This is a genomic window from Achromobacter sp. SIMBA_011, assembly GCF_046535435.1.
Lineage (GTDB): Bacteria > Pseudomonadota > Gammaproteobacteria > Burkholderiales > Burkholderiaceae_B > Achromobacter > Achromobacter dolens.
The window spans coordinates 921,546-941,791 of record NZ_JAWRWN010000001.1; the positions used below are offsets into that span (position 1 = coordinate 921,546).

Here is a 20,246-nt window from a genome sequence, read left to right on the forward strand (position 1 = left end):
ATGGGTATTTATTCAGACGTTCAAAAGCTGGAAGTCGGCGCATTGGTCGAGCTGTTCGAGCTGGATGCGACGGCCATCGGCGGCCAGGTCCTGCGTTTCCATGGCTACACGCAAGTGGGACCCATCTGGTGGCAGGGGCAGCAGTACGATCCGTGGGCCATCCGCGCCGAAGGGTTCGAACTGGTGGGAGAGGGCCAGCAGCCCTCGCCGACGCTGTCCGTGGGCAACATTGGGCAGGACGACAAGGGTAAGCCGGTGGTGGGCGTGATCTCGGCGCTTTGCGTCCACCTGGACGACCTGGTGGGCGCGCGCGTGGTGGTGCGTCGCACGCTCGGGAAGTATCTGGATGCGGTCAATTTCCCGCAGGGCAATCCCACCGCCGATCCGCAGGAAGAGTTGCCGCAGGAAGTCTGGCTGGTGCAGCAAAAGACCGCCGAAACCGCCGAGGTGGTCGAATTCTCGCTGTCCAGCGCGCTGGATTTCAACGGCCAGAAGCTTCCCGACCGGCCGATCATCGCCGGCGTGTGCTCGTGGCTGCGCAAGGGCGGTTATCGCGGTCCCTACTGCGGTTACACCGGCAGCCGCATGTTCGACCTGGATGGCAAGCCGGTCAGCGATCCGACGCTGGACCGCTGTTCGGGCCTGATGTCCGACTGCAAGAAGCGCTTCGGCGAATACGAAGTCATCAACTTCGGCGGCTTTCCGTCCGCCGACCTGGTCAGGGGATAGCCATGCTCAAACGCACGATGCAGGCCATCCGCGCCCATGGCGTGGCGACGTATCCGCAGGAATGCTGCGGGCTGGTGGTCAAGGCGGGCCGACGCGAATGGTATGTGCCGTGCCGCAATACCGCCGCCAGTGAAGAGCACTTCGTCATGTCGGCGCAGGACTACGCGGCGGCCGAGGAAAGCGGCCGGATCACGGCCGTGGTGCACTCGCACCCGGATGCGGCGGCGCTGCCCAGCGAAGCCGACCGGGTGGCCTGCGAGGCCTCCGGCCTGCCCTGGTACATCGTTGCCGTGGCCAAGGATCTGGACGGCAAGGTCAAGGCCGGTGAGATCCGCGGCTTCACGCCGGAGGGCTTCCAGGCGCCGCTGCTGGGGCGCCAGTTCGCCCACGGCGTGCTCGATTGCTATTCGCTGGTGCGCGACTGGTATGCGCGCGAACGCGGCATCACCCTGCCGGACTTCCCGCGCGAGGATGGCTGGTGGGAACCTGGCCGCGCCGGCGATCTGTACATGGATCACTACGCCGAGGCGGGCTTTCGCCCGCTGCAGCCGCATGAAGCGCTGGCGCCGGGCGACGTGGTGGTGATGCAGGTGCGTTCGGACCGCGCCAACCATGCCGGCGTCTTCCTCGGCGCGCAGCCGTTGAGCGAAGCGCCGGACCTGTTTCCGCTGCCCGACGCGATGCTGCATCACCTGTATGGGCGCGACTCCGAGCGAGTCGTGTACGGTGGATTCTGGCGTGAAGCCACCCGGGTGGTGCTGCGCCATGGAGAAAAGACATGAACGACAGGACACGAGTGGTGCGACTCTACGGCTGGCTGGGCGCGCGCTTCGGCCGCGAGCACCGTCTGGCCGTGGCCAGTCCGGCCGAGGCGGTGCGGGCGCTGTGCGCGCTGTTGCCGGGCTTCGAACGCGCGCTCGCGAACAGCGAGCAACGGGGCGTGCGCTTTGCCTGCTTTGCCGGCCGCCGCAATCTGTCGGAAGACGAATTGGGGCATCCAGTGGGCGCGGATGCCATCCGCATCGCGCCGGTGCTGGCGGGCGCCAAGAACGGCGGCCTGTTCCAGACGGTGCTGGGGGCGGCGTTGATCGCCGCGGCGGCGTTCTACAGCGGCGGCCTGACGGCGGCGTTCACGGCGGGGGGCATGATTCAGGCCACGGCCACGCTGGGCCTGTCGATGATGCTGGGCGGCGTCGCGCAACTGCTGTCGCCGCAGCAGCGGCTGCTCAGCGCCAGGGATCGGCCGGAGAACGGCGCCTCCTACAACTTCAACGGACCCGTTAACACGACGGCACAGGGCAATCCCGTGCCGCTGTTGTACGGGGAAATGTTCGTCGGCAGCGCCACGATCTCCGCAGGCATCTATTCGGAAGACCAGGTATGAAACAACGACATCGCATCAGGAACAGGGCGCCCGCGGGCGCCTTTTCTTTTGGCGGCAAGCCGCTGGCCGAGGGCCGGGGCCTTGTCGGCCACAAGGGCAAGGGCGGCGGCGGCGGCCGCACGCCGGTGGAATCGCCCGACAGCCTGCACAGCACCGCCTACGCGCGCGTCATCGACCTGCTGGGCGAAGGCGAGATCTACGGCCCCGTGCACGGCATGGACAACGCGCTGCGCGATGTCTACCTGAACGGCACGCCCGTGGCCAACGAGGACGGCTCGCTGAACTTCACCGGCGCGTCGATCGACTTTCGCACCGGCACGCAGTTGCAGGAGCCGCTGCCCGGCTTTCCCGCGTCGGAAAACACCATCGGCATCAACGCCGAGCTCAAGTCGAGCCAGCCGTGGACGCGTCTGTTCACCAACCTGCAGGCCTCGGCCGTGCGCGTCACGCTGGCGGTCGAAGGCCTGAGCCGCGCGGATACCAAGAACGGCGACATCAACGGCTACCGCGTCGAATACGTGATCGAGCTGAACACCGACGGCGCCGGCTACCAGACGGTGCTGTCGACCGCGTTCGACGGCAAGACCACTCAGCGCTATACGCGCTCGCATCGCATCGAGCTGCCGCGCGCGCGCCAGGGCTGGACCGTGCGCGTGCGCCGCGTGACGCCCAACGCCAACAGCAACACCATCTCGGACCGCACCGTGGTGGACACGGTCACCGAGATCGTCGACGCCAAGCTGCGCTATCCGATGTCGGCGCTGGTGGGCATCAAGATCGACGCGTCGCAGTTCCAGAGCATTCCCACCCGCGCGTATCACGTGCGCGGCCGCATCATCCGGGTGCCGTCCAACTATCACCCGGACCTGCGCCGCTATGACGGCGTGTGGGACGGCACCTTCAAGCTGGCCTGGACCAACAATCCGGCGTGGGTGTTCTACGACCTCATCAGCAACGACCGCTACGGCCTGGGCACGCGCGTGCCGGCGGGCTGGCTCGACAAGTGGGGCCTGTACCAGATAGGCCGCTACTGCGACGAGATGGTCGATGACGGCTTCGGCGGCAAGGAGCCGCGCTTTACCTGCAACGTCTACCTGCAACAAGCGGCCGATGCCTACCGGGTAGTGCAGGACTTCGCCTCGATCTTTCGCGGCATGGCCTATTGGGCCAACGCCGCCGTGTTCGCCTCGGCCGACATGCCGGGCGATCCGGTCTACACCTTCTCGTCGGCCAACGTGGTCGATGGGCGCTTCAACTACGTCGGCTCGGCGCTGACCACGCGCTATACGGTGGCGCTGGTGTCCTGGAACGACATGTCCGAGATGGGCCGCCAGAAGGTCGAGTATGTCGAGAACCGCGAGGGCATTGCGCGTTACGGCATTCAGCAGGTGGAAGTGACCGGGTTCGGCTGCACCTCGCGCGGCCAGGCGCACCGGATCGGCAAGTGGATGCTGCTGACCTCCAACCTGGAGACGCGCTCGGTCACGTTCTCGGTGGGCCTGGACGCCTGCCGTGTGCGGCCGGGCAGCGTCATTCGCGTGGCCGACCAGCATCTGGCGGGCCGCCGCATCGGCGGCCGCATCCGCGAAGGCTCGGCGACGCAGGTCACGGTTGACGCCGAACTCGGCGTGCGGCCGGGCGACCGCCTGACCGTCAACCTGCCCAACGGCCTGTCGGAGACCCGCGTGGTGGCGACCGCGGTGGGCACCGGCCTGACCGTGGACAACACCGTCTTCACGGTGGACTCGACCGAGCTGACCGCCGACCTGGTCGGCCTGCCCGGCACGGTGCTGCACATCACGGTCACCACGCCGTTCTCGCAGGCGCCGCAGGCCGAGTGCGTGTGGACGCTGGAGTCCGAGGCCCTGTCGGCGCAGACGTTCCGCGTGTTGAGCGTCAAGCGCAAGGAAGGCCTGGTGGCCGAGATCGCCGCCGTGCAGCACGAACCTGGCAAGTTCGACAACGTCGATTTCGGCACGCGACTCGATCCCAAGCCGATCACCGTCGTGCCGCCGTCGGTGCAACCGGCCCCTGTGAACATCCGCCTGGCGTCGCGCTCGGTGATCGACCAGGGCCTGGCGCGGCACGTCGGCGTCATTAGCTGGGACGCGGCGCCGTCGGCCGTGGCGTACCAGGTGCAGTGGCGGCGCGACAATTCCGACTGGGTCGAAGCGGGCCGCACCGGCGCGCTGACGCTGGAATTGCCGGATATCCGCGCCGGCGCCTACGTGGCGCGGGTGCGGGCGATCAACGTGTCGGACATCTCGTCGGTGTGGGTCAACTCCACCGAGACAATGCTGGAAGGCGACATCGCGCCGCCGCCGGCGTTGGCGCTGCTGGCCGCCAAACCGCTGGTATTCGGCATCGACCTGCGCTGGGCCTTTCCGGAAGGGCGTTTCACCGCCCAGCGCACCGAGATCTGGTACAGCGCGTCCGACGACCGCGCCAGCGCCGTCAAGCTGGGCGACTTCGCCTTCCCGCAAAGCGCCCATACCCTGATGGGGCTGGCGGCCGGCAAGCGCTTCTACTTCTGGGGCCGAATCGTTGCCCTGAACGGCGAGATCGGCGCCTGGTATCCGGGCGACCAGGGCGTGATGGGCGAGTCCAGTTGGGAAGCCAGCGAGATCCTGGAATACCTGAACGGCAAGATCAGCCGCGACGAACTGGCCCAGGAGCTGACCGGCACCATCGATGGCCTGACCACCGGCCTGGATGAGACCCGCGCCGCGATCACGGCGGAGGAGACCAAGCGGGCCGATGCCGATGGGGCGTTGTCCTCGCGCGTCGACACGGTGATGGCGACCGCCAACGGCGCGGCCGCCGGCGTGCAGGAAACGCGCAATGCGCTGGTGGACGTCGACGGCCAGCTCAAGGCCACCTGGAGCATCAAGGCCCAGGTCACGAAGGACAACAAGATCTACGCAGCGGGCATGTCGCTGGGCGCCTACTCCCAGCCGGATGGCCAGATGCAGACCTCGGTGTACTTCCAGGCCGACCGGCTGGCGCTGCTGAACGTGGCCAACGGCGCGACGACCACGCCGTTCGTGATCGAGAACGGGCAGACGTTCATCAACGACGCCTTGATCGGTTCGGCGAAGATCACGAATGCGATGATCCGGAGCTTGAGCGCGGAGAAGATCAATGCCGGGGTGATGAGTGCGCAGCGTATCGATGTCAATACGATTGCCGCGCAACTTGCCAACGTGGGCCAGGCGTATATCAAGCGCGCCAATATTCACGATGCGCAGGTGGATACGCTGTCGATCGCCGGGAATGCGGTGACGATTCCCGTATCGTGGTCCGGCAAGAAGGGCGGTACGGCAATCATCAACAGCAACGTGGAAGGGCCGGTGGTGGTGATTGCATACCGAGGAGGGTATCCAGCGACTACGTCGAATCTTCGCATCTACGTCAATGGCGAAATGAAGGAGGAAGCCGCTGGCATGCAGACATCCTGGCAGAGCGGGAGCGGTGAGGGCTGGCAACCGATTGAGTACTACAGCCTGCCGGTAACCGCTATCGCTATTGGCCAGGCTCGCGCAGGCAACACGGAAATTACCGTGGTCTCGTCGAACTCGGTGAGCAACAACGCCGACATTCGTTTCATCGCTCTCATGGTGAAGAGGTAAGAGTATGTTTACTGCATCATTTTACGATTCGACCGGCCAGATAACCGGCGTCATGCGCGGGCCTCGTGCCAGTGTCGAGGCGACATCCGAGGTCACGGGGGTCCCCTTCGTGGAAGGCGCGTCGGATTCCGAGCGCTACTACGTACGGGAAGGCGCCATCGTCGAAAGGCCGGCGTCCCCCGCCATTCTGTCGCAACACACGCTGTCGGCGCTGCCGGTGCCGTGCACCATCCATGTCGGTAAGTCGGCGTACGCCTGCACTGATACAGTCGCCGAGTTGTCTTTCGAGCATGTCGGCACATTTCACGTCACCGTCGAAGCCTGGCCCTATCTGAACAAGGAGTTCACCGTTGAAAATCCGCCACTATGAACCCTACGCGCCGCTGCGCGCCCGTGCCTATCCCGCCATCGGCGACCAGCTCGACGCGATCATGAAGTTCGCCGCGCACCTGCTGGCGTCGGGCCAGGCGCTGCCCGACGAGGTGACGAGCTGGGTGGCGCAATGTCATAACGTCAAGCAGCGCTACCCGAAGCCGGCCGACGCCGCGGCCGCGCCGCAAGGACTGCCGGAGAGCCAGGCATGACCCAACCCCTCACAACCGTCCGCCTCTACGGCCGGCTGGGCGCGGAGTTCGGCCGGCTGCACCGGCTGGCCCTCTCCAGCACCGCCGAAGCGGTACGCGCACTGTGCGTATTGCTGCCCGGCTTCGAGGCCCGCCTGCTCGACAGCGAATCCCGGGGCGTGCGCTACGCCTGCTTCCTCGGCCGCCGCAACCTGGAGGAAAGCGAACTGGCGCGGCCTGCGGGCCGTGAAGACATCCGCATCGCGCCCATGCCCACCGGCGCCAAGCGTGGCGGCCTGATGCAGGTGGTGGTGGGCGTGGCGATGATCGTCGCGTCCTTCATCCCCGGTATCAACGTCGCGTTGTGGGCGGGCGCCAGCACTTCGCTGATGACCATGGGCCTGGCCATGACGCTGGGCGGCGTGGTGCAGTTGCTCACGCCGCAGCAGCGCGCCCTGAGCGTCAAGGACGGGCCCAATAACGGCGCGTCGTACAACTTCAACGGCCCGGTCAACACCACGGCGCAGGGCAATCCCGTGCCGGTGCTGTATGGCGAGATGTTCGTGGGCAGCGCCACCATCTCGGCGGGCATCTACTCCGAAGACCAGGTGTGACGGCGATTCGCGGATACCGGACGGTTGCCCGTCCGGCCCGCCAGCCCTTGGCGGTCTTCTCGACCTAGAATCAGGCATCGGGCGGAGCGAGCCTCCGCGCCAACAGTGGAGCCGCGACGCCGCATGAAACGCAATTTCAACATCCACGACCTGCGCATCTTCTACACCGTGGTCATGACCGGATCCACCCGGCAGGCCGCGCAGGCCATGCACCTCACGCAGCCGGCCGTCAGCCACGCCATCTCGCGGCTCGAACAGTCGACCGGCGTGCAGTTGTTCGACCGCTCCCACAAGACGCTGCGGCCCACCGAGGCCGGCCAGTACCTGTATGGCGAGGCCAAGTTCGTGCTGGATGAATTGGTGCGCATCGACGAGGCGCTGCACAGCATCGAGCAGTTCGGCGGCCGCGGGCTGCGCATTGCCTGCTCGCCCGCGCTGGCGCTTTCGTACGCGCCCGACGCGGTGCGCCGCTACCTTAAAGCCAATGGCACGAGGCCGTTCTCGCTCGATCTGGAGTCATCGGTGCAGGCGATCAGTGCCGTCGACACCATGCGCGCCGATTTCGGGCTGGGGGCGGTGTCGCAGCAGAGCGCGCGGCTGGCGTTCCGGCCCTTCCTGCGCACCGAGGTCATGGCCATCGTGCATCGCGAGCATTGCCTTGCGCGTGGCGATGTCGTGAGGGTCGGCGACATCCGCCCCGATAGCTACGTGCAGCCCTTGTGGTCCGACTACGTCATGCCCCAGGGCGACATCGCCGAGTCGATGCAGTTGCGTTCCGGCATGCGGGCCCATATGTCGCTGCTGGCGGGCACCGTATGCGCGGTGCGCGGTGTCAGCATGGTCAACGCGCTGTCGGCGGCAGACATCGCGACAGCCTATCCGGAACTGGTGGCGCTGCCGCTGGCTTCGCGCCAGTGGTTCGATTTCGTGTTGATCGCGCGCAACGAGGCGGCCAGCCAGGAGCCGAGTGAGCGCCTGGTCGAGGCGCTGCACGCGGCCGCCCGCGAACGGCAACGGGGGGTGTACGAGCAAACGATCCAGTTGCTCGCTTAGGCGCCGGGCGCCGAGCGCCGGTGGCCGCGCGCCCCGGTGCGGCAGGGGAAGACCCTCAGTCCGCGGGCGGTTGCCACGGCAGCGATTGCAGGTCGCCGTCGATGCTGATGGCCTGTCCGCTGACCATCGCGCCGAAGGGGCTCGCCAGGAACAGCGCCATGTTGGCGATGTCCGCCGCGCGCACGAACTGCCCCAGGCTGACGCCGGCCAGTTCGAGCCGGGTTTCCTCGGCCACCGTCACGCCCATGTTGCGGGCGCGGGCCGCGATAACCCGGTCGATGCGCGGCCCCGCCACCAGGCCCGGCAGCAGCGCGTTGACGCGGATGCCGTAGCCGCCCAGCTCCACCGCCAGCGAGCGGGTCAGGCCGACCACGCCCCACTTGGTGGCGGCGTAGGGCGTGCGCATCGGCACGCCCATGCGGCCGGCGACCGAGCTGATGTTGATGATGCTGCCGCCGCCCGCCTCGCGCAGCGCGGGCAGCGCGTGCCGCACGGTATGGAACTGCGCGGCCAGGTTGATGTCCAGCGTCGCGTCCAGGTCCCGCGGGGCGATGTCGCCGATGCCGGCGGTCGGCCCGGCGATGCCGGCGTTGTTCACCAGCACGTCGAGTCCGCCCAGGTGCGACAGCGCCTCGCCCATGTAGCGCTCGATCTCATCGCGCCGGCTCACGTCGGCGCGCGACTGGGGATGCGGGCAGGCCGCGAGCGCCTGTTCGTCCACATCGCACACATGCACCCGCGCGCCGCGCGCCGCGAATGCGCCGGCGATGGCCGCGCCGATGCCGGCCGCGCCCGCCGTGACGATGACGCGTTTTCCCGACAGGTCCACGGGCAGGGCGCCGATGTCCGCCGGGACGGGGGTCTTCACAGTCATGCTCGTTCCTCCAGGGATGACCCGCGCGGGATCAGGGTTTCATCAGGCGGCAGGCCGATTCGGCCGGCGAGGTATAGATCTGGTCGCCCGGCGCGCGCGCCACCAGCTTGTAGTAGTCCCAAGGCCCCTTCGATTCTGCCGGCGTCTTCACCTGCATCAGGAACATGTCGTGCACCATCAGGCCGTCGGCGCGGATCCTGCCGTCTTTCACGAAGAAGTCGTTCACCGGATTGGCCTTCAGCCACTTCATGACCGTGTCGCCATCGGTGCTGCCGGTGGCGGCCACGGCCTTCAGGTAGGTGGTGGTGGCCGAGTAGTCGCCGGCCTGCAGCATCGACGGCTTCTTCTTCATCTTCTCCTCGAAGCGCGCCGCCCACTGGCGCGACGCGTCGTCCTGGTCCCAATACCACGCCGTGGTCAGGTACATGCCCTGCGCCGCCGGCAGGCCGAGCGCGTGAATGTCGGTGATCAGCACCAGCAGGCCGGCGATCTTCATCTTCGGCGTCAACCCGAATTCGGCCGCCGCCTTGACCGCGTTGCTGGTGTCGCTGGCGGAGTTGGCCAGCCCCAGCACCGACGCGCCCGACGCCTGCGCCTGCAGGATGAAGGACGAGAAGTCCGCCGTGTTCAGCGGATGGCGCACGCGCCCCTTGACCGTTCCGCCCTCGGCCTGCACGACGGTCGACGCGTCCCGTTCGAGCGCCTGCCCGAAAGCGTGGTCCACCGTCAGGAAGAACCAGTCCTCGTTGCCTTCCTTGAGCATCGCCCGCGCCGTGCCGCGCGCCAGCGACACGGTGTCGTAGACGTAATGGACGGTGTAGGGCGTGCATTGCGAATTGGTCAATTCCGAGGCGCCCGCGCTCACCACGAAGAACGGCGTCTTCTTCTCTTCGGCCACCTTGGCCATGGCCAGCGCGGCCGCCGAGTTGGCGCCGGCGATCAGCATGTTCACGCCTTTCTGGTCGAGCCATTCGCGGGCCCGCGACGAGGCGATGTCGGCGCGGTTCTGGTGGTCGGCCACCAGCACCTCGACCTTCTTGCCCGCCACCGCGCCGCCCAGGTCCGCCACCGCCATCTTGATGGCCTCGGCGCCGCCGGGACCATCGGCGTCCGCCGACAGGCCCGACATGTCGGTGATGAAGCCGATGCGGATCACGCCCTCGTCGGCCCGGGCCGCGCCCGTCCATCCCAGCACGGCGGCCAGCGCGGCCGCGCACAGTGTCTTTTTCATGTGTGTCTCCTCGATCCCGCGGATCTCGTTGTGGTGGATGGCCTCGCCGCCTTGGTTCAGAAGGCAACGTCCTGGCCACCTTTCAGTTGCAGGGTCGCGCGCGCTTCGTCGGGCGTGGCGATCTGCAGCGACAGGTCTTCCAGGATGCGGCGGATGCGCCGCACCTGGTCGGCGTTGGACCGCGCCAGTTCTCCCGGCCCGTCCCACAGCGAATCTTCCAGTCCCACGCGCACGTTGCCGCCCATCGTCGCGGCCATGGTGGCCAGCGGTGTCTGCTTGCGTCCGGCCGCCAGCACCGACCAGGTGTAGTCGGCGCCAAACAGGCGGTCGGCGGTGCGCTTCATCATCATCACGTCCTCGGGGTGCGTGCCGATGCCGCCCCGGATGCCGAACACGGACTGGATCAGGAAAGGCGGCTTGAGCAGCTTGCGGTCGACGAAATGGGCAGCGGTGTACAGGTGGCCGATGTCGTAGCACTCGATCTCGAAGCGCGTGCCGTTGTCGCCGCAGGATGTCAGGATGTGCTCGATGTCCTTGAAGGTGTTCTTGAAGATCAGGTCGTTGCTGCCTTCCAGGTAGGGGCGTTCCCAGGTGTGCGAGAACGTCTTGAAGCGCTCCAGCAGTTCGTACATGCCGAAGTTCATCGAGCCCATGTTCAGTGACGCGACTTCGGGCTTGAAGCGCAGCGCCGGCGCCATGCGGTCGGCCAGCGGCAGCACCGGCGAACCGCCCGTGGTGATGTTGATCACCACATCGGACGCGGCTTTGATGCGCGGCAGGAACTGCGCATACAGCGCCGGGTCCTGCGTCGGCTGGCCGGTGTCCGGCCGGCGCGCGTGCAAGTGCACGATGGCCGCGCCCGCCTCGGCCGCCTCGATGGCGGAGCGGGCGATCTCGTCGGGCGTCACGGGCAGGTGCGGCGACATCGACGGCGTGTGGACCGAGCCGGTGATGGCGCAGGTGATGATGACCTTGTTCCTGGATGGCTTCATGGGCCTGGACCTCTTGGATGTGAAGGCCCGGCTGTCTCCCGCCAGGCGCAGGCCATTCTGTCGCACGCCGCCGGCCGCTGTCACCTGAACAGAAATTATCAATTGATAGGGAATCCGGTGCTGCGGCGCAGCGTAGGGCGGGCCGTCGACGGGGAAGTGCGGGATCTGGGGGGGCGTGCCATCGCTTCCATTGATGCGCCGGAAGGGGCGTTTTCGTAATATGCCGGTTCCGGCGCGCCCGTTCCCTTGCCCTTTTCGATCGATGTCATGAATGCTTCTGTGAACTACGTCCTCGCGGTGGACCTGGGCGGCACGCGCTTTCGCGCGGCGCTGGTCGACGGGGAGGGCGGCATCGCCCATTCCTGCTTCATCGACAGCCCGGCGGGTGTCGCGCCTCAGCCTGGTTGGGACGAGATCGACGCCGACGCCTGGTGGCGCGGCCTGCAGGCGCTGGCGGACACCCTGGCGGCGCAGGCCGGAGCGGCGGCTTTCGACGCGGTCCAGGCCATTGCCATCTGCGGTGTCACGCGCACGCAGGTGTTCGTGGACGCGCACGGCGCGGCCCTCCGGCCCGCCATCACCTGGCGCGATACGCGGGCGGCGGCGGACCTGCCCGAATGGTTGTCGTCGCTGCCGGCCGGCCATCCGGAAATCGGACAGATCAACGCCTTTCATCCCTGGGCGCGCATCGCCTGGTTGTTGCGCAGGGAACCGGCGCACGCGGCCCGTGTGCGGGCGGTGCTGGATCCCAAGGATTACCTCAATCTGCGCCTGACCGGCCGGGTGGCCAGCGACACGGTCTCGCTGGCTCGCCTGGCGGCTGCGGCGTCGCCTGTCCCGATATACGCCGGGCCGGCGTCCCCGGCTGTTGCGGAGGTGCCGGCTTCGGCGGCGCCCGCCAGCGACCTGCTCACCGCCATCGGCGCCGACCCCGCGTGGGTGCCCGACCTGCTCGATCCCCTGGACACCGTCGGCCCGGTGCTGGCCGGCCTGCCGGGCGCGCTGGCCCGCCTGGCCGGCCGTCCCGTGATTGCCTGCGCCAACGACACCTGGGCCGCCGTCGCCGGCCTGGGCGCGTTGCGCCCGGGGTATGCCTACAACATCTCGGGCACCACCGAAGTGTTCGGCGCGGTCGGTGCCGAGCCGGTGCATGCCGAGGGCCTGATGACCGTGGATTGGGGCGGCGGCCATCACCAGGTCGGCGGGCCGGGCCAGAATGGCGCCGACACCATTGCCTGGCTGTTGCCCTTGCTGGGCCGCCTGGGCGCTGAAGGCATGGCCGGCGTCGGCCCGGCGATGGATACCCTGCTTGGCGTGCCGCGCGATCCGCAGCCGGCCCTGTTCCTGCCGTACCTGCAGGGCGAGCGCGTGCCTTACTGGGACCCGCACCTGCGCGGCGCCTTTGTCGGCCTGAACCGGCGCCATGGCCCGGGCGACCTGGCCTGGGCCGTGCTGGAAGGCGTGGCGTTCCTGAACCGCATCGTGCTGGAGCGCGCCGAGGCGGCGCTGGGCCGGCCCGTGGCCGAAATCCGTTTCGGCGGCGGCGCCGCGTCCAATCCGCGGTGGTGCCAGGCCAAGGCCGACATCTGCGAGCGTCCCGTCATCGTCGGCCAGGCCGACCAGCCCGGCATTCTTGGCGCGGCGGCCACGGCCTGGACCGCGGTGGGGCGTTACGCCAGCTTCGCGGCGGCGCAGGATGCGCTGGCGCGCGTCGCCCGGCGCTACGCGCCGCGCGCCGACCGGGTCGCCGATTATCGGGCCCTGTATGCCCAGTTCCGCGCCGCCGAAGCCGCGCTGGCGCCCGTGTCGCATGCATTGACGGCGCTGCGGCTGGGGTAAAACCCTAGGCGCGATCCGGCGCGCCGCGCTGCCGGCGCGCGTGTGCCGGGTATACACTACGACGCCACAGGTCCGGACCACGATCCGGCCGGCGGGCGCGGCATGGTGGACGCCCCGCCATCAATCACATGCAGCAAGGGCGAGTCGATGCGCGGCATCCTGGAAAAGTACGGTACGGCAATCGCGGGATTGGTCCTGGTGGGCTTTTTCGCGATAGCCGCCCCGAATTTCGCCGCGCCCGGCAACCTGCTGAACATCGCCAAGGAAACCAGCTTCCTGGCCATCATCGCCATCGGCTTCACGCTGGCGCTGGTGACCGCGGAACTGGACCTGTCCGTGGCCGACGTGGCCAGCCTGGCCGCCGTGGTCACCGGCGCCCTGGTGCATACCGGCCAACCCGTGCTGCTGGCGATTGCCGCCGGCCTGGGCGTCGGCCTGTTCTGCGGCCTCTTCAATGGCTTTGCCGTCACCCGGCTGCGGGTGCCCTCCCTGATCGCCACGCTCGGCATGGCCGCCATGGCGCGCGGCTTCGCCTTCATGCTGACGGACGGCGTCTCGTACGTGGGCCGCTGGCCCGCCGCCTTCACCGACCTGGCGCGCGGCAAGCCTTTCGGCATTCCCGCGCTGGTGCTGTGGATGGTGGGCGCGGTGCTGCTCGCCTTCTTCCTGGTCAAGTGGACCCGCACCGGCGCCCGCATGACCGCCACCGGAGAGGCCGGCGAGTCCGCCCGCCTGGCGGGCATCAACATCCGCGCCATGAAGAGCATCGGCCTGGCGCTGTCGGGCCTGTGCGCCGGCCTGGCCGCCGTGCTGCTGACCTCCAGCCTGTCGTCCGCCGCGCCCAACATGGCCGGCGACTATTTCCTGTACGCCATCGCCGCCGTGCTGCTGGGCATGACCATGTTCAATCCCGGCCATGCCAACATTCCCGGCACGCTGGTCGCCGCGCTGATCCTCAAGGTCCTGGGCAACGGCCTGGTGCTGATGGGCGCGGCCTATTACGTGCAGGACGTCGTCCTGGGCTTCATCATCGTCGCGTCCGTCGCGGTGTCATCGGCCGTGCTCAAGAAAGCGGCCTTCAAATTCGGATAGGAAGGGGAAACAGCATGAACCGATTCATCAAGCGCACGTTGCTGCTGGGCGCGTTTGCCGCGCAGGCGCTGGCGGCCAGCGCCGCGCACGCCTTCGACGTCGGCGTGGTGGCCTTCCAGATGTCCTCGGAGACCCATGCGCGCGCCGCCAACGCCGCCGCCGAGGCCGCCCGCGCCAAGGGCTGGACCGTGACGCAGTTGAACGCCGAAGGCTCGCTGCCCAAGCTGGCCGAGCAGCTCGACACGCTGGTCAACAAGAAGGTCGACGCCATCGTCATCGCCATGGGCAAGCCGGTCGAGACCGACGCCCAGTTGCAGGCCGCCAAGGAAAAAGGCATCGCCGTCGTCGGCGTCATGTCCGGCGCCAGCCCGCACATGCTGTTCGACGTCGAGGTCAATGAATACGCCACCGGCGCGCAATCGGTGCTGTACCTGCTGGGCAAGATGGGCTACCAGGGCAACATCCTGTCGGCCCGCTTCGACGGCAACTCCGGCACCCGCATCCGCGGCAAGATGCTCGACGCGGTGCTGTCGGAAAACACCGCCGTCAAGGACCTGGCCAAGTTCAGCATGGCGCGCACGCAAAGCTGGCGCGACGACGTGCGCAACGGCATGCAGGCGCTGTTCCTGCGCAACCAGGGGCAGTTCAAGGGCGTCTGGGCCTCGTTCGACGGCCAGGCCTACGTGATTGACGACCTGCTGCAGGCGCAAGGCATGAAGAAGGGCGACATCACGCTGGTGTCGGTCGACGGCGGCCCGGAGACCTACCGCCGCATCGCCGATCCCAACAGCCTCATCACCGCCACCATGATGATTCCGTTCGAGCAGTTGGGCGTCACCGCCGTCGACGCGATTGACCGCATCGTCGTCAAGAAGGAGCCCAAGGACAAGATCGCGTCCGGCCCCTACCTGTTCATGGACTCGGTGCTGGTCGATGCCAGCAACGTGCAGAAATTCCTGACTCCCGCCAAATAGGCCCACGGCAGGCGGCGTGCCGCGCCGCCCGCCGCCGCATCATTCATGTCCGCTTCCGCCACCATGACCGCCGCTCCGCCCGCCGCGCTATCGCTTCGCCAAGTCCGCAAGTCCTACGGCGCCGTCGAGGCCCTGAAGGGCGTCGACCTGGAGGTGCCGGCGGGCCGCGTCATGGCCATCTGCGGCGACAACGGCGCCGGCAAGTCCACGCTGATCCGCATCATTTCGGGCGCCCAGGCGCCCACGGGCGGCGAGTTGAGCCTGGATGGCAAGCCGGTGGTGTTCGGCTCGCCGCATGACGCGCTGGCGCAGGGCATCGCCACCATCTACCAGGACCTGGCGCTGGCGCCGCGCCTGTCGATCTGGGAAAACGTCTTCATGGGCGCCGAACTGGTGCGCCGCATCGGCCCGCTGCGCGTGCTCGACAAGCGCCGCATGGCGCAGGAGGCGCGCGGCTACCTGCAACGCCTGTCGGTGCCGATCGACGACATGGACCGCCCCGTCGAGCGCATGTCGGGTGGCCAGCGCCAGGCCGTGGCCATCGCGCGGGCGCTGCGCTGGGATGCGCGCGTCGTCATCATGGACGAGCCCACCGCCGCGCTCGGCGTCAAGGAAACCGCGCTGGTCCTGAACCTGGTGCGCAAGCTGCGCGAGGAAGGGCGCACCGTCATCCTGATCAGCCACAACATGGCGGACGTGGTCGCGCTGGCCGACCGCGTCGCGATTCTGAAAAGCGGCGTCAAGGTCGTTGAGCGCGACGTGGCGGGGCTGGACGCCGACGCGCTGGCGCACATGGTGATGACGGGCAAGGCCTGACCGTCCGGGCGCGGACAAAGTCAGGTGCAAACTTCACAGACCTTCACACGGATCCTGCGTAGCATTGGCGTATCTCGTTCCCGAATGCCGCATCAATGACTCCCTACGCCGTCTTTCGTGTCGGCCGCCCGCCTCGACGCCCGCTGCGCTCACGTGCCGCGGGCGTCTTGCTGCTGACCTGCGCCCTGGCGCTGCCGGGCGCCGCCGCCGCGATGACGGCGGGCGCCGCTGTTTCACCGGCCCGTTGCATGCGTATCGTGTTGCAACAGCAGGACGACCGCCTGACGCTGCAATCGGATTACGACGCGACCACGCAGACCGTCGTCCCCGAGCGGTCGGCCGCGCTCCTGTCCAAGGAGTTCCGCCGCGTCTACGACATGCTGGAAGAAAACCGGCGCCTCGACGGCCGGTTTGACGCGCGCATGGCGGTCTTGTCGCATGAACTGCTGGGACCCCTGCTGCCCGCGCTGCGCAAGGCGCCGTGCGTCATCTTCGAGATCCAGCCGACTTCGATGCACTTCGCGCTCGATCTGCTGCCGGTTGACGGCACGCCGTTGTTTGTCCAGAAGCCGGTCGCGTTCCGATTCCTGGCGACGGCCGGAATGTCAGAGGACAGCGCCGCGCCCGGATCCCGCCTGTCGCCCGCCGCGCCCGCGATTGCCGGCGCGCGTCCGCGCGCCGTCGCCTTCGGTCCCGAGGCTCGGGGCTTGATCCTGAGGGACCCGCAGACCGATCCCGACGACGGCACCGGCGACGTGCGCCGCCTCTACCCCGGCTCGGCCTTCCAGCTCACCACGACCGCCACGCCCGACATGTTCGCGCGCAGCCGCTATGATTTCCTGCTGATCAGCGGCGAAGGCGTCGTCAGCCCCACCTGGGGGCGGCCGGAAAAAGACGAGAACGATGCCATCGGCCTGGGCGAGGACGACATGTACCCCAAGGACCTGCAGGGCGCCGCTTTCGATCTGGTCTATCTCGACGCGAGCCAACTGGGCATGAGCAAGGCTTTCATCGACGCCGCGCGCCGGTGCGGCGCCCGGCACTACCTGGCTCCCATCATCAGCAACGAGGCGGGCCATTCCTCGACCCTGATGCTGCGCTACTTCTTCGGCGGCGCGCGCCAGGGCGAGGCGCCCATGGAAGCGCTGTATCGCGCCCGCAAGCGGATCTACCAGGAGTTCGAGGGCAAGGTGAATCGCACCGAGCAGATCTACTACGCGTATCCGTTCCGGTTGTATCTGCTGTAGGGGGCGGTCAGGCTTGCGGCTGCGCCGCGGGCCGTTTTGTGCTTCCAAAAAAAAGCCGCCGCCGGCGATGCGCCGACGACGGACTCTTGGCCTGCTCAGGCGAGGACTCAGTCCTTGCGGCTGGTCACTTCGACCAGGTGGTAACCGAACTGGGTCTTCACCGGGCCCTGGACTTCGCCGACCGGGGCGCTGAACACCACGGTGTCGAATTCCTTGACCATCTGGCCCGGGCCGAACGTGCCCAGGTTGCCGCCGTCGCGGCTCGACGGGCAGCTCGAGTTTTCCTTGGCCAGTTGGGCGAAGTCGGCGCCGTTTTCGATGGCGGTCTTCAGTTCGTTGGCCTTGGCTTCGGTCGAAACCAGGATGTGGCGGGCGGAGGCTTGTGCCATGTTGGGCTCCTTGCGGGGGAATGATTGGGGTGGGGAGAGTAACGCATTTGGGCGGACTCGCTACGACGCCATCATAAACGGGGTTCAGGACGCGGCCGGCGCTTGGTGGGCTGTGCTTACATCTTGGAATGGATGGCAGCAGGGCGCACAAGAAAACGGGCGCTCTGCGCGCCCGTTCGTCCTGTCGGACAGCCGTCTTACCGCACCGGCCACCCATACATCAACCCGCCATTCCGATACGACGCGTTCAACCCCCGCGCCAGCTTCAGCGGGCTGCCGGCCCCCAGATTCTTCTCGAAGCTCTCGCCGTAATTGCCGATCTGCTTGATGACGTTGTAGGCCCACTTGTCATCCACGCCCAGGTTCTTGCCCATCCCCGGCGTCACGCCCAGCAGACGCTGAACGTTGGGGTTGGTGCTCTTGAGCATCTCGTCCACGTTCTTCGAGGTGACGCCGTATTCCTCGGCCTCCAGCATCACGAACAGGGTCCAGCGGACCACGTTGAACCATTGCTCGTCGCCCTGGCGCACCATGGGGCCCAGCGGTTCCTTGGAGAAGTTCTCCGGCAGGATGTCGTATTTCTCGGGGTTTTCGAGATTGGTGCGGGCCGCGGCCAGTTGCGACTTGTCGCCGGTGAAGGCGTCGCAGCGGCCCACCGCGAAGGCGCGGACGATTTCATCCATGCGCTCGACCACCACCGGCTTGAAGGCGATGTTCTGCGAGCGGAACCAGTCGGACAGATTCAGCTCGGTGGTGGTGCCAGGCTGCACGCAGACGGTGGCGCCGTCCAGCTCCTTGGCGCTCTTCACGTTCAGCGACTTGTTCACCATGATGCCCTGGCTGTCGTAGTAGTTCACGCCCACGCCGATCAGGCCCAACGTAGTGTCGCGCGTCATGACCAGGGTGGTGTTGCGCGGCAGGACGTCGACTTCGCCGGACTGCAGCGCGGTGAAGCGCTGCACCGCGCTGACGGCCATGATCTTCGACTTGGAGGCATCGCCGAACATGGTCACGGCCAGCGCGCGGCACAGGTCCACGTCCAGGCCCGTCCAGCCGCCCTTGCTGTCGTTGACCGAGAAGCCGGCCACGCCGGTGGATACGCCGCACTGCACGAAGCCTTTGTTCTTGACGTTCTCGAACGTCGCGCCCGCGCTGGCGCCCCACGACGAGAGAAGGAGCGCGGCGCCTGCCGCGACGGTAGTCAGTGCTTTCATGGTGTCTCCGCGCGGGCGCGCAACTTATGGGTCTATGTCCGCCGACAGGCGGAAATGCGGCGAATGGTATCGGCCGGGCCTGGGGCGGAGAATCGGGGAATTCCCGTTAAATCCACTGGGCGGAATTTACGGGGCCGGATGGCGCCGGCGCGGGCCGCTGGCGTGAGGAGCGCCACTGCGGAAATCCACTGAAACCGTCTGCCCCCGGCGCGTAGCCATTTCGATAATTCCTTCCGCGCACACTGCCCTCACCGCGTCCGCATCGGCTGACGCGATTGCGAGGGAGATGCATCATGAAGAGTCTAGTCAAAGCCGCCATGACCGCGGGTGCCGCGGCGGTCCTGTCCCTGGGAGCGCTCGCCGTGCCCGGCGTCGCGCAGGCCGGCGTGGCCATCAGCATCGACGTGGCGCCGCCGCCGCCCCGGGTGGAAGTCGTGCCGCCGCCGCGCGTGGGCTATGTGTGGGCGCCGGGCCATTGGGAATGGGTCGGCGGCCGCCATGCCTGGATCGAGGGCGCCTGGCTGCCGGCGCGGCCGGGCTATGTGTATCATGGGCCTGAGTGGCGCCAGCGGCATGGGCATTGGGTGTATTACGAAGGGCGCTGGGGGCGGTATTGAGATCGAGCCTGGCGTGAAGCAATGATCACGCTCAGGCAGAGGGAGGCTCCGCGCGGATCATGATCGCTCGCGCCGGCGCGCCCGCCGGCCGCGGCATGCCGACGTGTTCGCGCACGCCATAGCCGAACGACACGATCTGGATGTTGAAGTCGTTCTGGTTGAGAAGAAAGGTCCTGGCGATCTCGCCAGACATGACCTTGCCATCCACGTCGACCGCATAGGTGTCGTGTCCGCGTTCGTCCCAGCCGCGGATGCCCCGGCGAATCGGACTCGCCCTTCGGTCGCGGACACCCAATCGAAAGGGCGCTCGTAAATGTCCATGTCGAGGTCTCCGTGCTTGTCGGGGAGCTTACTCTGCTGTTGATCGCCGGAGTGGGCATGCGGTGGCCTGGCGTGGGTGGTGCTTTGCGCCTTGCGAAGCTTGTTTTATGTTCCTTTTGAGCGACAATTATCGGAGGCAAGTGTCGGCGATGCTGCTATGCGGTGGCGACAAGAAGTCCCAGGCGCGCGACATTGCGACCGCGAAGCGGCTATGGGCCGAACTCAAAGGGAAGGCATTCAAATGACCCAGTTACGTGATTTCGATCCGGCGAATTATCTGGCCGATGACGAGACCATTGCGCATTACCTGGCGGACGCGGCGGCCGATCCCGATCCGGACGCTTTTCTCCAGGCGCTTGGCGATGTTGCCCGCGCGCGCGGTATCGGGGCCATTGCGAAGGAGACCGGCCTGGCGCGCACGAACCTGTACCGCGTGCTCGCGCCGGGCGCCAACCCAAGCTACCTGACGCTGCGCCGGGTCATGGATGCATTGGGCGTATCGCTCACGGCCGTCGCCAAGGGCAAGGACACCGCGCACGCATAACGCCGCGCAAACAAAAAGCCGCTCTGCGTTGCAGGAGCGGCTTTTTCAATCCGGTGCCCGGGGCCGGAATCGAACCGGCACGCCTTGCGCCGGGGGATGTTGAGTCGGTGATTTACTGTGCTCG

Annotated in this window: 21 protein-coding genes; 15 read left to right on the forward strand and 6 right to left on the reverse strand. The window is 67.5% G+C overall.

Annotated elements, in window-relative coordinates; all coding sequences use genetic code 11:
* From SB816_RS04350 to SB816_RS04385, 8 genes are all read left to right on the forward strand, one after another.
* The gene (locus SB816_RS04350) at positions 1–729 is read left to right on the forward strand and encodes a phage minor tail protein L (RefSeq protein ID WP_054500539.1); all 729 of its coding nucleotides are present in this window, start codon (positions 1–3) and stop codon (positions 727–729) included.
* A 2-nt stretch (positions 730–731) separates the two neighbouring features.
* A complete protein-coding gene (locus tag SB816_RS04355; RefSeq protein WP_064525016.1) occupies positions 732–1,511 on the forward strand; it encodes a C40 family peptidase in 780 nt (259 codons plus the stop codon).
* Positions 1,508–2,113 carry a tail assembly protein gene (locus tag SB816_RS04360; RefSeq protein ID WP_175144878.1) on the forward strand — a complete coding sequence of 202 codons (606 nt, stop codon included), beginning with the start codon at positions 1,508–1,510 and terminating at the stop codon, positions 2,111–2,113. The genes SB816_RS04355 and SB816_RS04360 overlap by 4 nt, the downstream gene beginning before the upstream one ends.
* A complete protein-coding gene (locus SB816_RS04365) occupies positions 2,110–5,742 on the forward strand; it encodes a host specificity protein J (RefSeq protein WP_231132936.1) in 3,633 nt (1,210 codons plus the stop codon). Before SB816_RS04360 ends, SB816_RS04365 begins: the two co-directional genes overlap by 4 nt.
* 4 nt (positions 5,743–5,746) lie before the next feature.
* Positions 5,747–6,112, forward strand: a complete 366-nt coding sequence (locus tag SB816_RS04370; protein ID WP_064525010.1) for a hypothetical protein — start codon at positions 5,747–5,749, stop codon at positions 6,110–6,112.
* The gene (locus SB816_RS04375) at positions 6,093–6,326 is read left to right on the forward strand and encodes a hypothetical protein (RefSeq protein ID WP_054500542.1); all 234 of its coding nucleotides are present in this window, start codon (positions 6,093–6,095) and stop codon (positions 6,324–6,326) included. Before SB816_RS04370 ends, SB816_RS04375 begins: the two co-directional genes overlap by 20 nt.
* Positions 6,323–6,919 (forward strand): tail assembly protein, encoded by a 597-nt coding sequence (locus SB816_RS04380; protein WP_410546539.1) that lies wholly within the window; start codon positions 6,323–6,325, stop codon positions 6,917–6,919. The genes SB816_RS04375 and SB816_RS04380 overlap by 4 nt, the downstream gene beginning before the upstream one ends.
* Positions 6,920–7,042: 123 nt before the next feature.
* Positions 7,043–7,972: a LysR family transcriptional regulator gene (locus SB816_RS04385; protein ID WP_054500544.1), complete on the forward strand. Its 930-nt coding sequence runs from the start codon at positions 7,043–7,045 to the stop codon at positions 7,970–7,972.
* Between the two features lie 55 nt (positions 7,973–8,027).
* Here the strand turns inward: SB816_RS04385 and SB816_RS04390 are convergent, their stop codons facing one another.
* The 3 genes from SB816_RS04390 to SB816_RS04400 are packed head-to-tail and all read right to left on the reverse strand — an operon-like array spanning position 8,028 to position 11,069.
* On the reverse strand, positions 8,028–8,846 hold the full coding sequence (locus SB816_RS04390) for an SDR family oxidoreductase (protein ID WP_410546540.1): 819 nt from the start codon (positions 8,844–8,846) through the stop codon (positions 8,028–8,030).
* 31 nt (positions 8,847–8,877) lie between these two features.
* On the reverse strand, positions 8,878–10,077 hold the full coding sequence (locus SB816_RS04395; RefSeq protein ID WP_410546541.1) for an ABC transporter substrate-binding protein: 1,200 nt from the start codon (positions 10,075–10,077) through the stop codon (positions 8,878–8,880).
* 56 nt (positions 10,078–10,133) lie between these two features.
* Positions 10,134–11,069, reverse strand: a complete 936-nt coding sequence (locus SB816_RS04400; RefSeq protein WP_049076490.1) for a 3-keto-5-aminohexanoate cleavage protein — start codon at positions 11,067–11,069, stop codon at positions 10,134–10,136.
* Positions 11,070–11,336: 267 nt separating this feature from the next.
* On the opposite strand from SB816_RS04400, the gene SB816_RS04405 reads away from it, so the two are divergent.
* The 5 genes from SB816_RS04405 (at position 11,337) to SB816_RS04425 (ending at position 17,037) form a co-directional block, all read left to right on the forward strand.
* Positions 11,337–12,908 carry a xylulokinase gene (locus SB816_RS04405; RefSeq protein WP_410546542.1) on the forward strand — a complete coding sequence of 524 codons (1,572 nt, stop codon included), beginning with the start codon at positions 11,337–11,339 and terminating at the stop codon, positions 12,906–12,908.
* A 147-nt stretch (positions 12,909–13,055) separates the two neighbouring features.
* Positions 13,056–14,000, forward strand: coding sequence for an ABC transporter permease (locus SB816_RS04410; protein ID WP_410546710.1), 945 nt, complete (start codon positions 13,056–13,058; stop codon positions 13,998–14,000).
* A 14-nt stretch (positions 14,001–14,014) separates the two neighbouring features.
* Positions 14,015–14,974, forward strand: a complete 960-nt coding sequence (locus SB816_RS04415; protein ID WP_054414631.1) for a sugar ABC transporter substrate-binding protein — start codon at positions 14,015–14,017, stop codon at positions 14,972–14,974.
* A 45-nt stretch (positions 14,975–15,019) separates the two neighbouring features.
* Positions 15,020–15,790 carry an ATP-binding cassette domain-containing protein gene (locus SB816_RS04420; RefSeq protein WP_049076483.1) on the forward strand — a complete coding sequence of 257 codons (771 nt, stop codon included), beginning with the start codon at positions 15,020–15,022 and terminating at the stop codon, positions 15,788–15,790.
* A gap of 167 nt (positions 15,791–15,957) precedes the next feature.
* Complete coding sequence (locus SB816_RS04425) at positions 15,958–17,037, forward strand: hypothetical protein (protein ID WP_064524993.1); 1,080 nt, start codon at positions 15,958–15,960, stop codon at positions 17,035–17,037.
* A gap of 107 nt (positions 17,038–17,144) precedes the next feature.
* Here the strand turns inward: SB816_RS04425 and SB816_RS04430 are convergent, their stop codons facing one another.
* Complete coding sequence (locus tag SB816_RS04430; protein WP_006385706.1) at positions 17,145–17,426, reverse strand: peptidylprolyl isomerase; 282 nt, start codon at positions 17,424–17,426, stop codon at positions 17,145–17,147.
* Between the two features lie 197 nt (positions 17,427–17,623).
* On the reverse strand, positions 17,624–18,640 hold the full coding sequence (locus tag SB816_RS04435) for an amino acid ABC transporter substrate-binding protein (RefSeq protein WP_410546543.1): 1,017 nt from the start codon (positions 18,638–18,640) through the stop codon (positions 17,624–17,626).
* A gap of 293 nt (positions 18,641–18,933) precedes the next feature.
* On the opposite strand from SB816_RS04435, the gene SB816_RS04440 reads away from it, so the two are divergent.
* The gene (locus tag SB816_RS04440; RefSeq protein WP_162876609.1) at positions 18,934–19,257 is read left to right on the forward strand and encodes a YXWGXW repeat-containing protein; all 324 of its coding nucleotides are present in this window, start codon (positions 18,934–18,936) and stop codon (positions 19,255–19,257) included.
* 31 nt (positions 19,258–19,288) lie between these two features.
* On the opposite strand, the gene SB816_RS04445 is transcribed toward SB816_RS04440, so the two are convergent.
* The gene (locus SB816_RS04445; protein ID WP_410546544.1) at positions 19,289–19,552 is read right to left on the reverse strand and encodes a hypothetical protein; all 264 of its coding nucleotides are present in this window, start codon (positions 19,550–19,552) and stop codon (positions 19,289–19,291) included.
* A gap of 267 nt (positions 19,553–19,819) precedes the next feature.
* Between SB816_RS04445 and SB816_RS04450 the strand changes: the two genes are divergently transcribed.
* Positions 19,820–20,122 carry an addiction module antidote protein gene (locus SB816_RS04450; protein ID WP_049076473.1) on the forward strand — a complete coding sequence of 101 codons (303 nt, stop codon included), beginning with the start codon at positions 19,820–19,822 and terminating at the stop codon, positions 20,120–20,122.
* Positions 20,123–20,246: the final 124 nt, after the last annotated feature.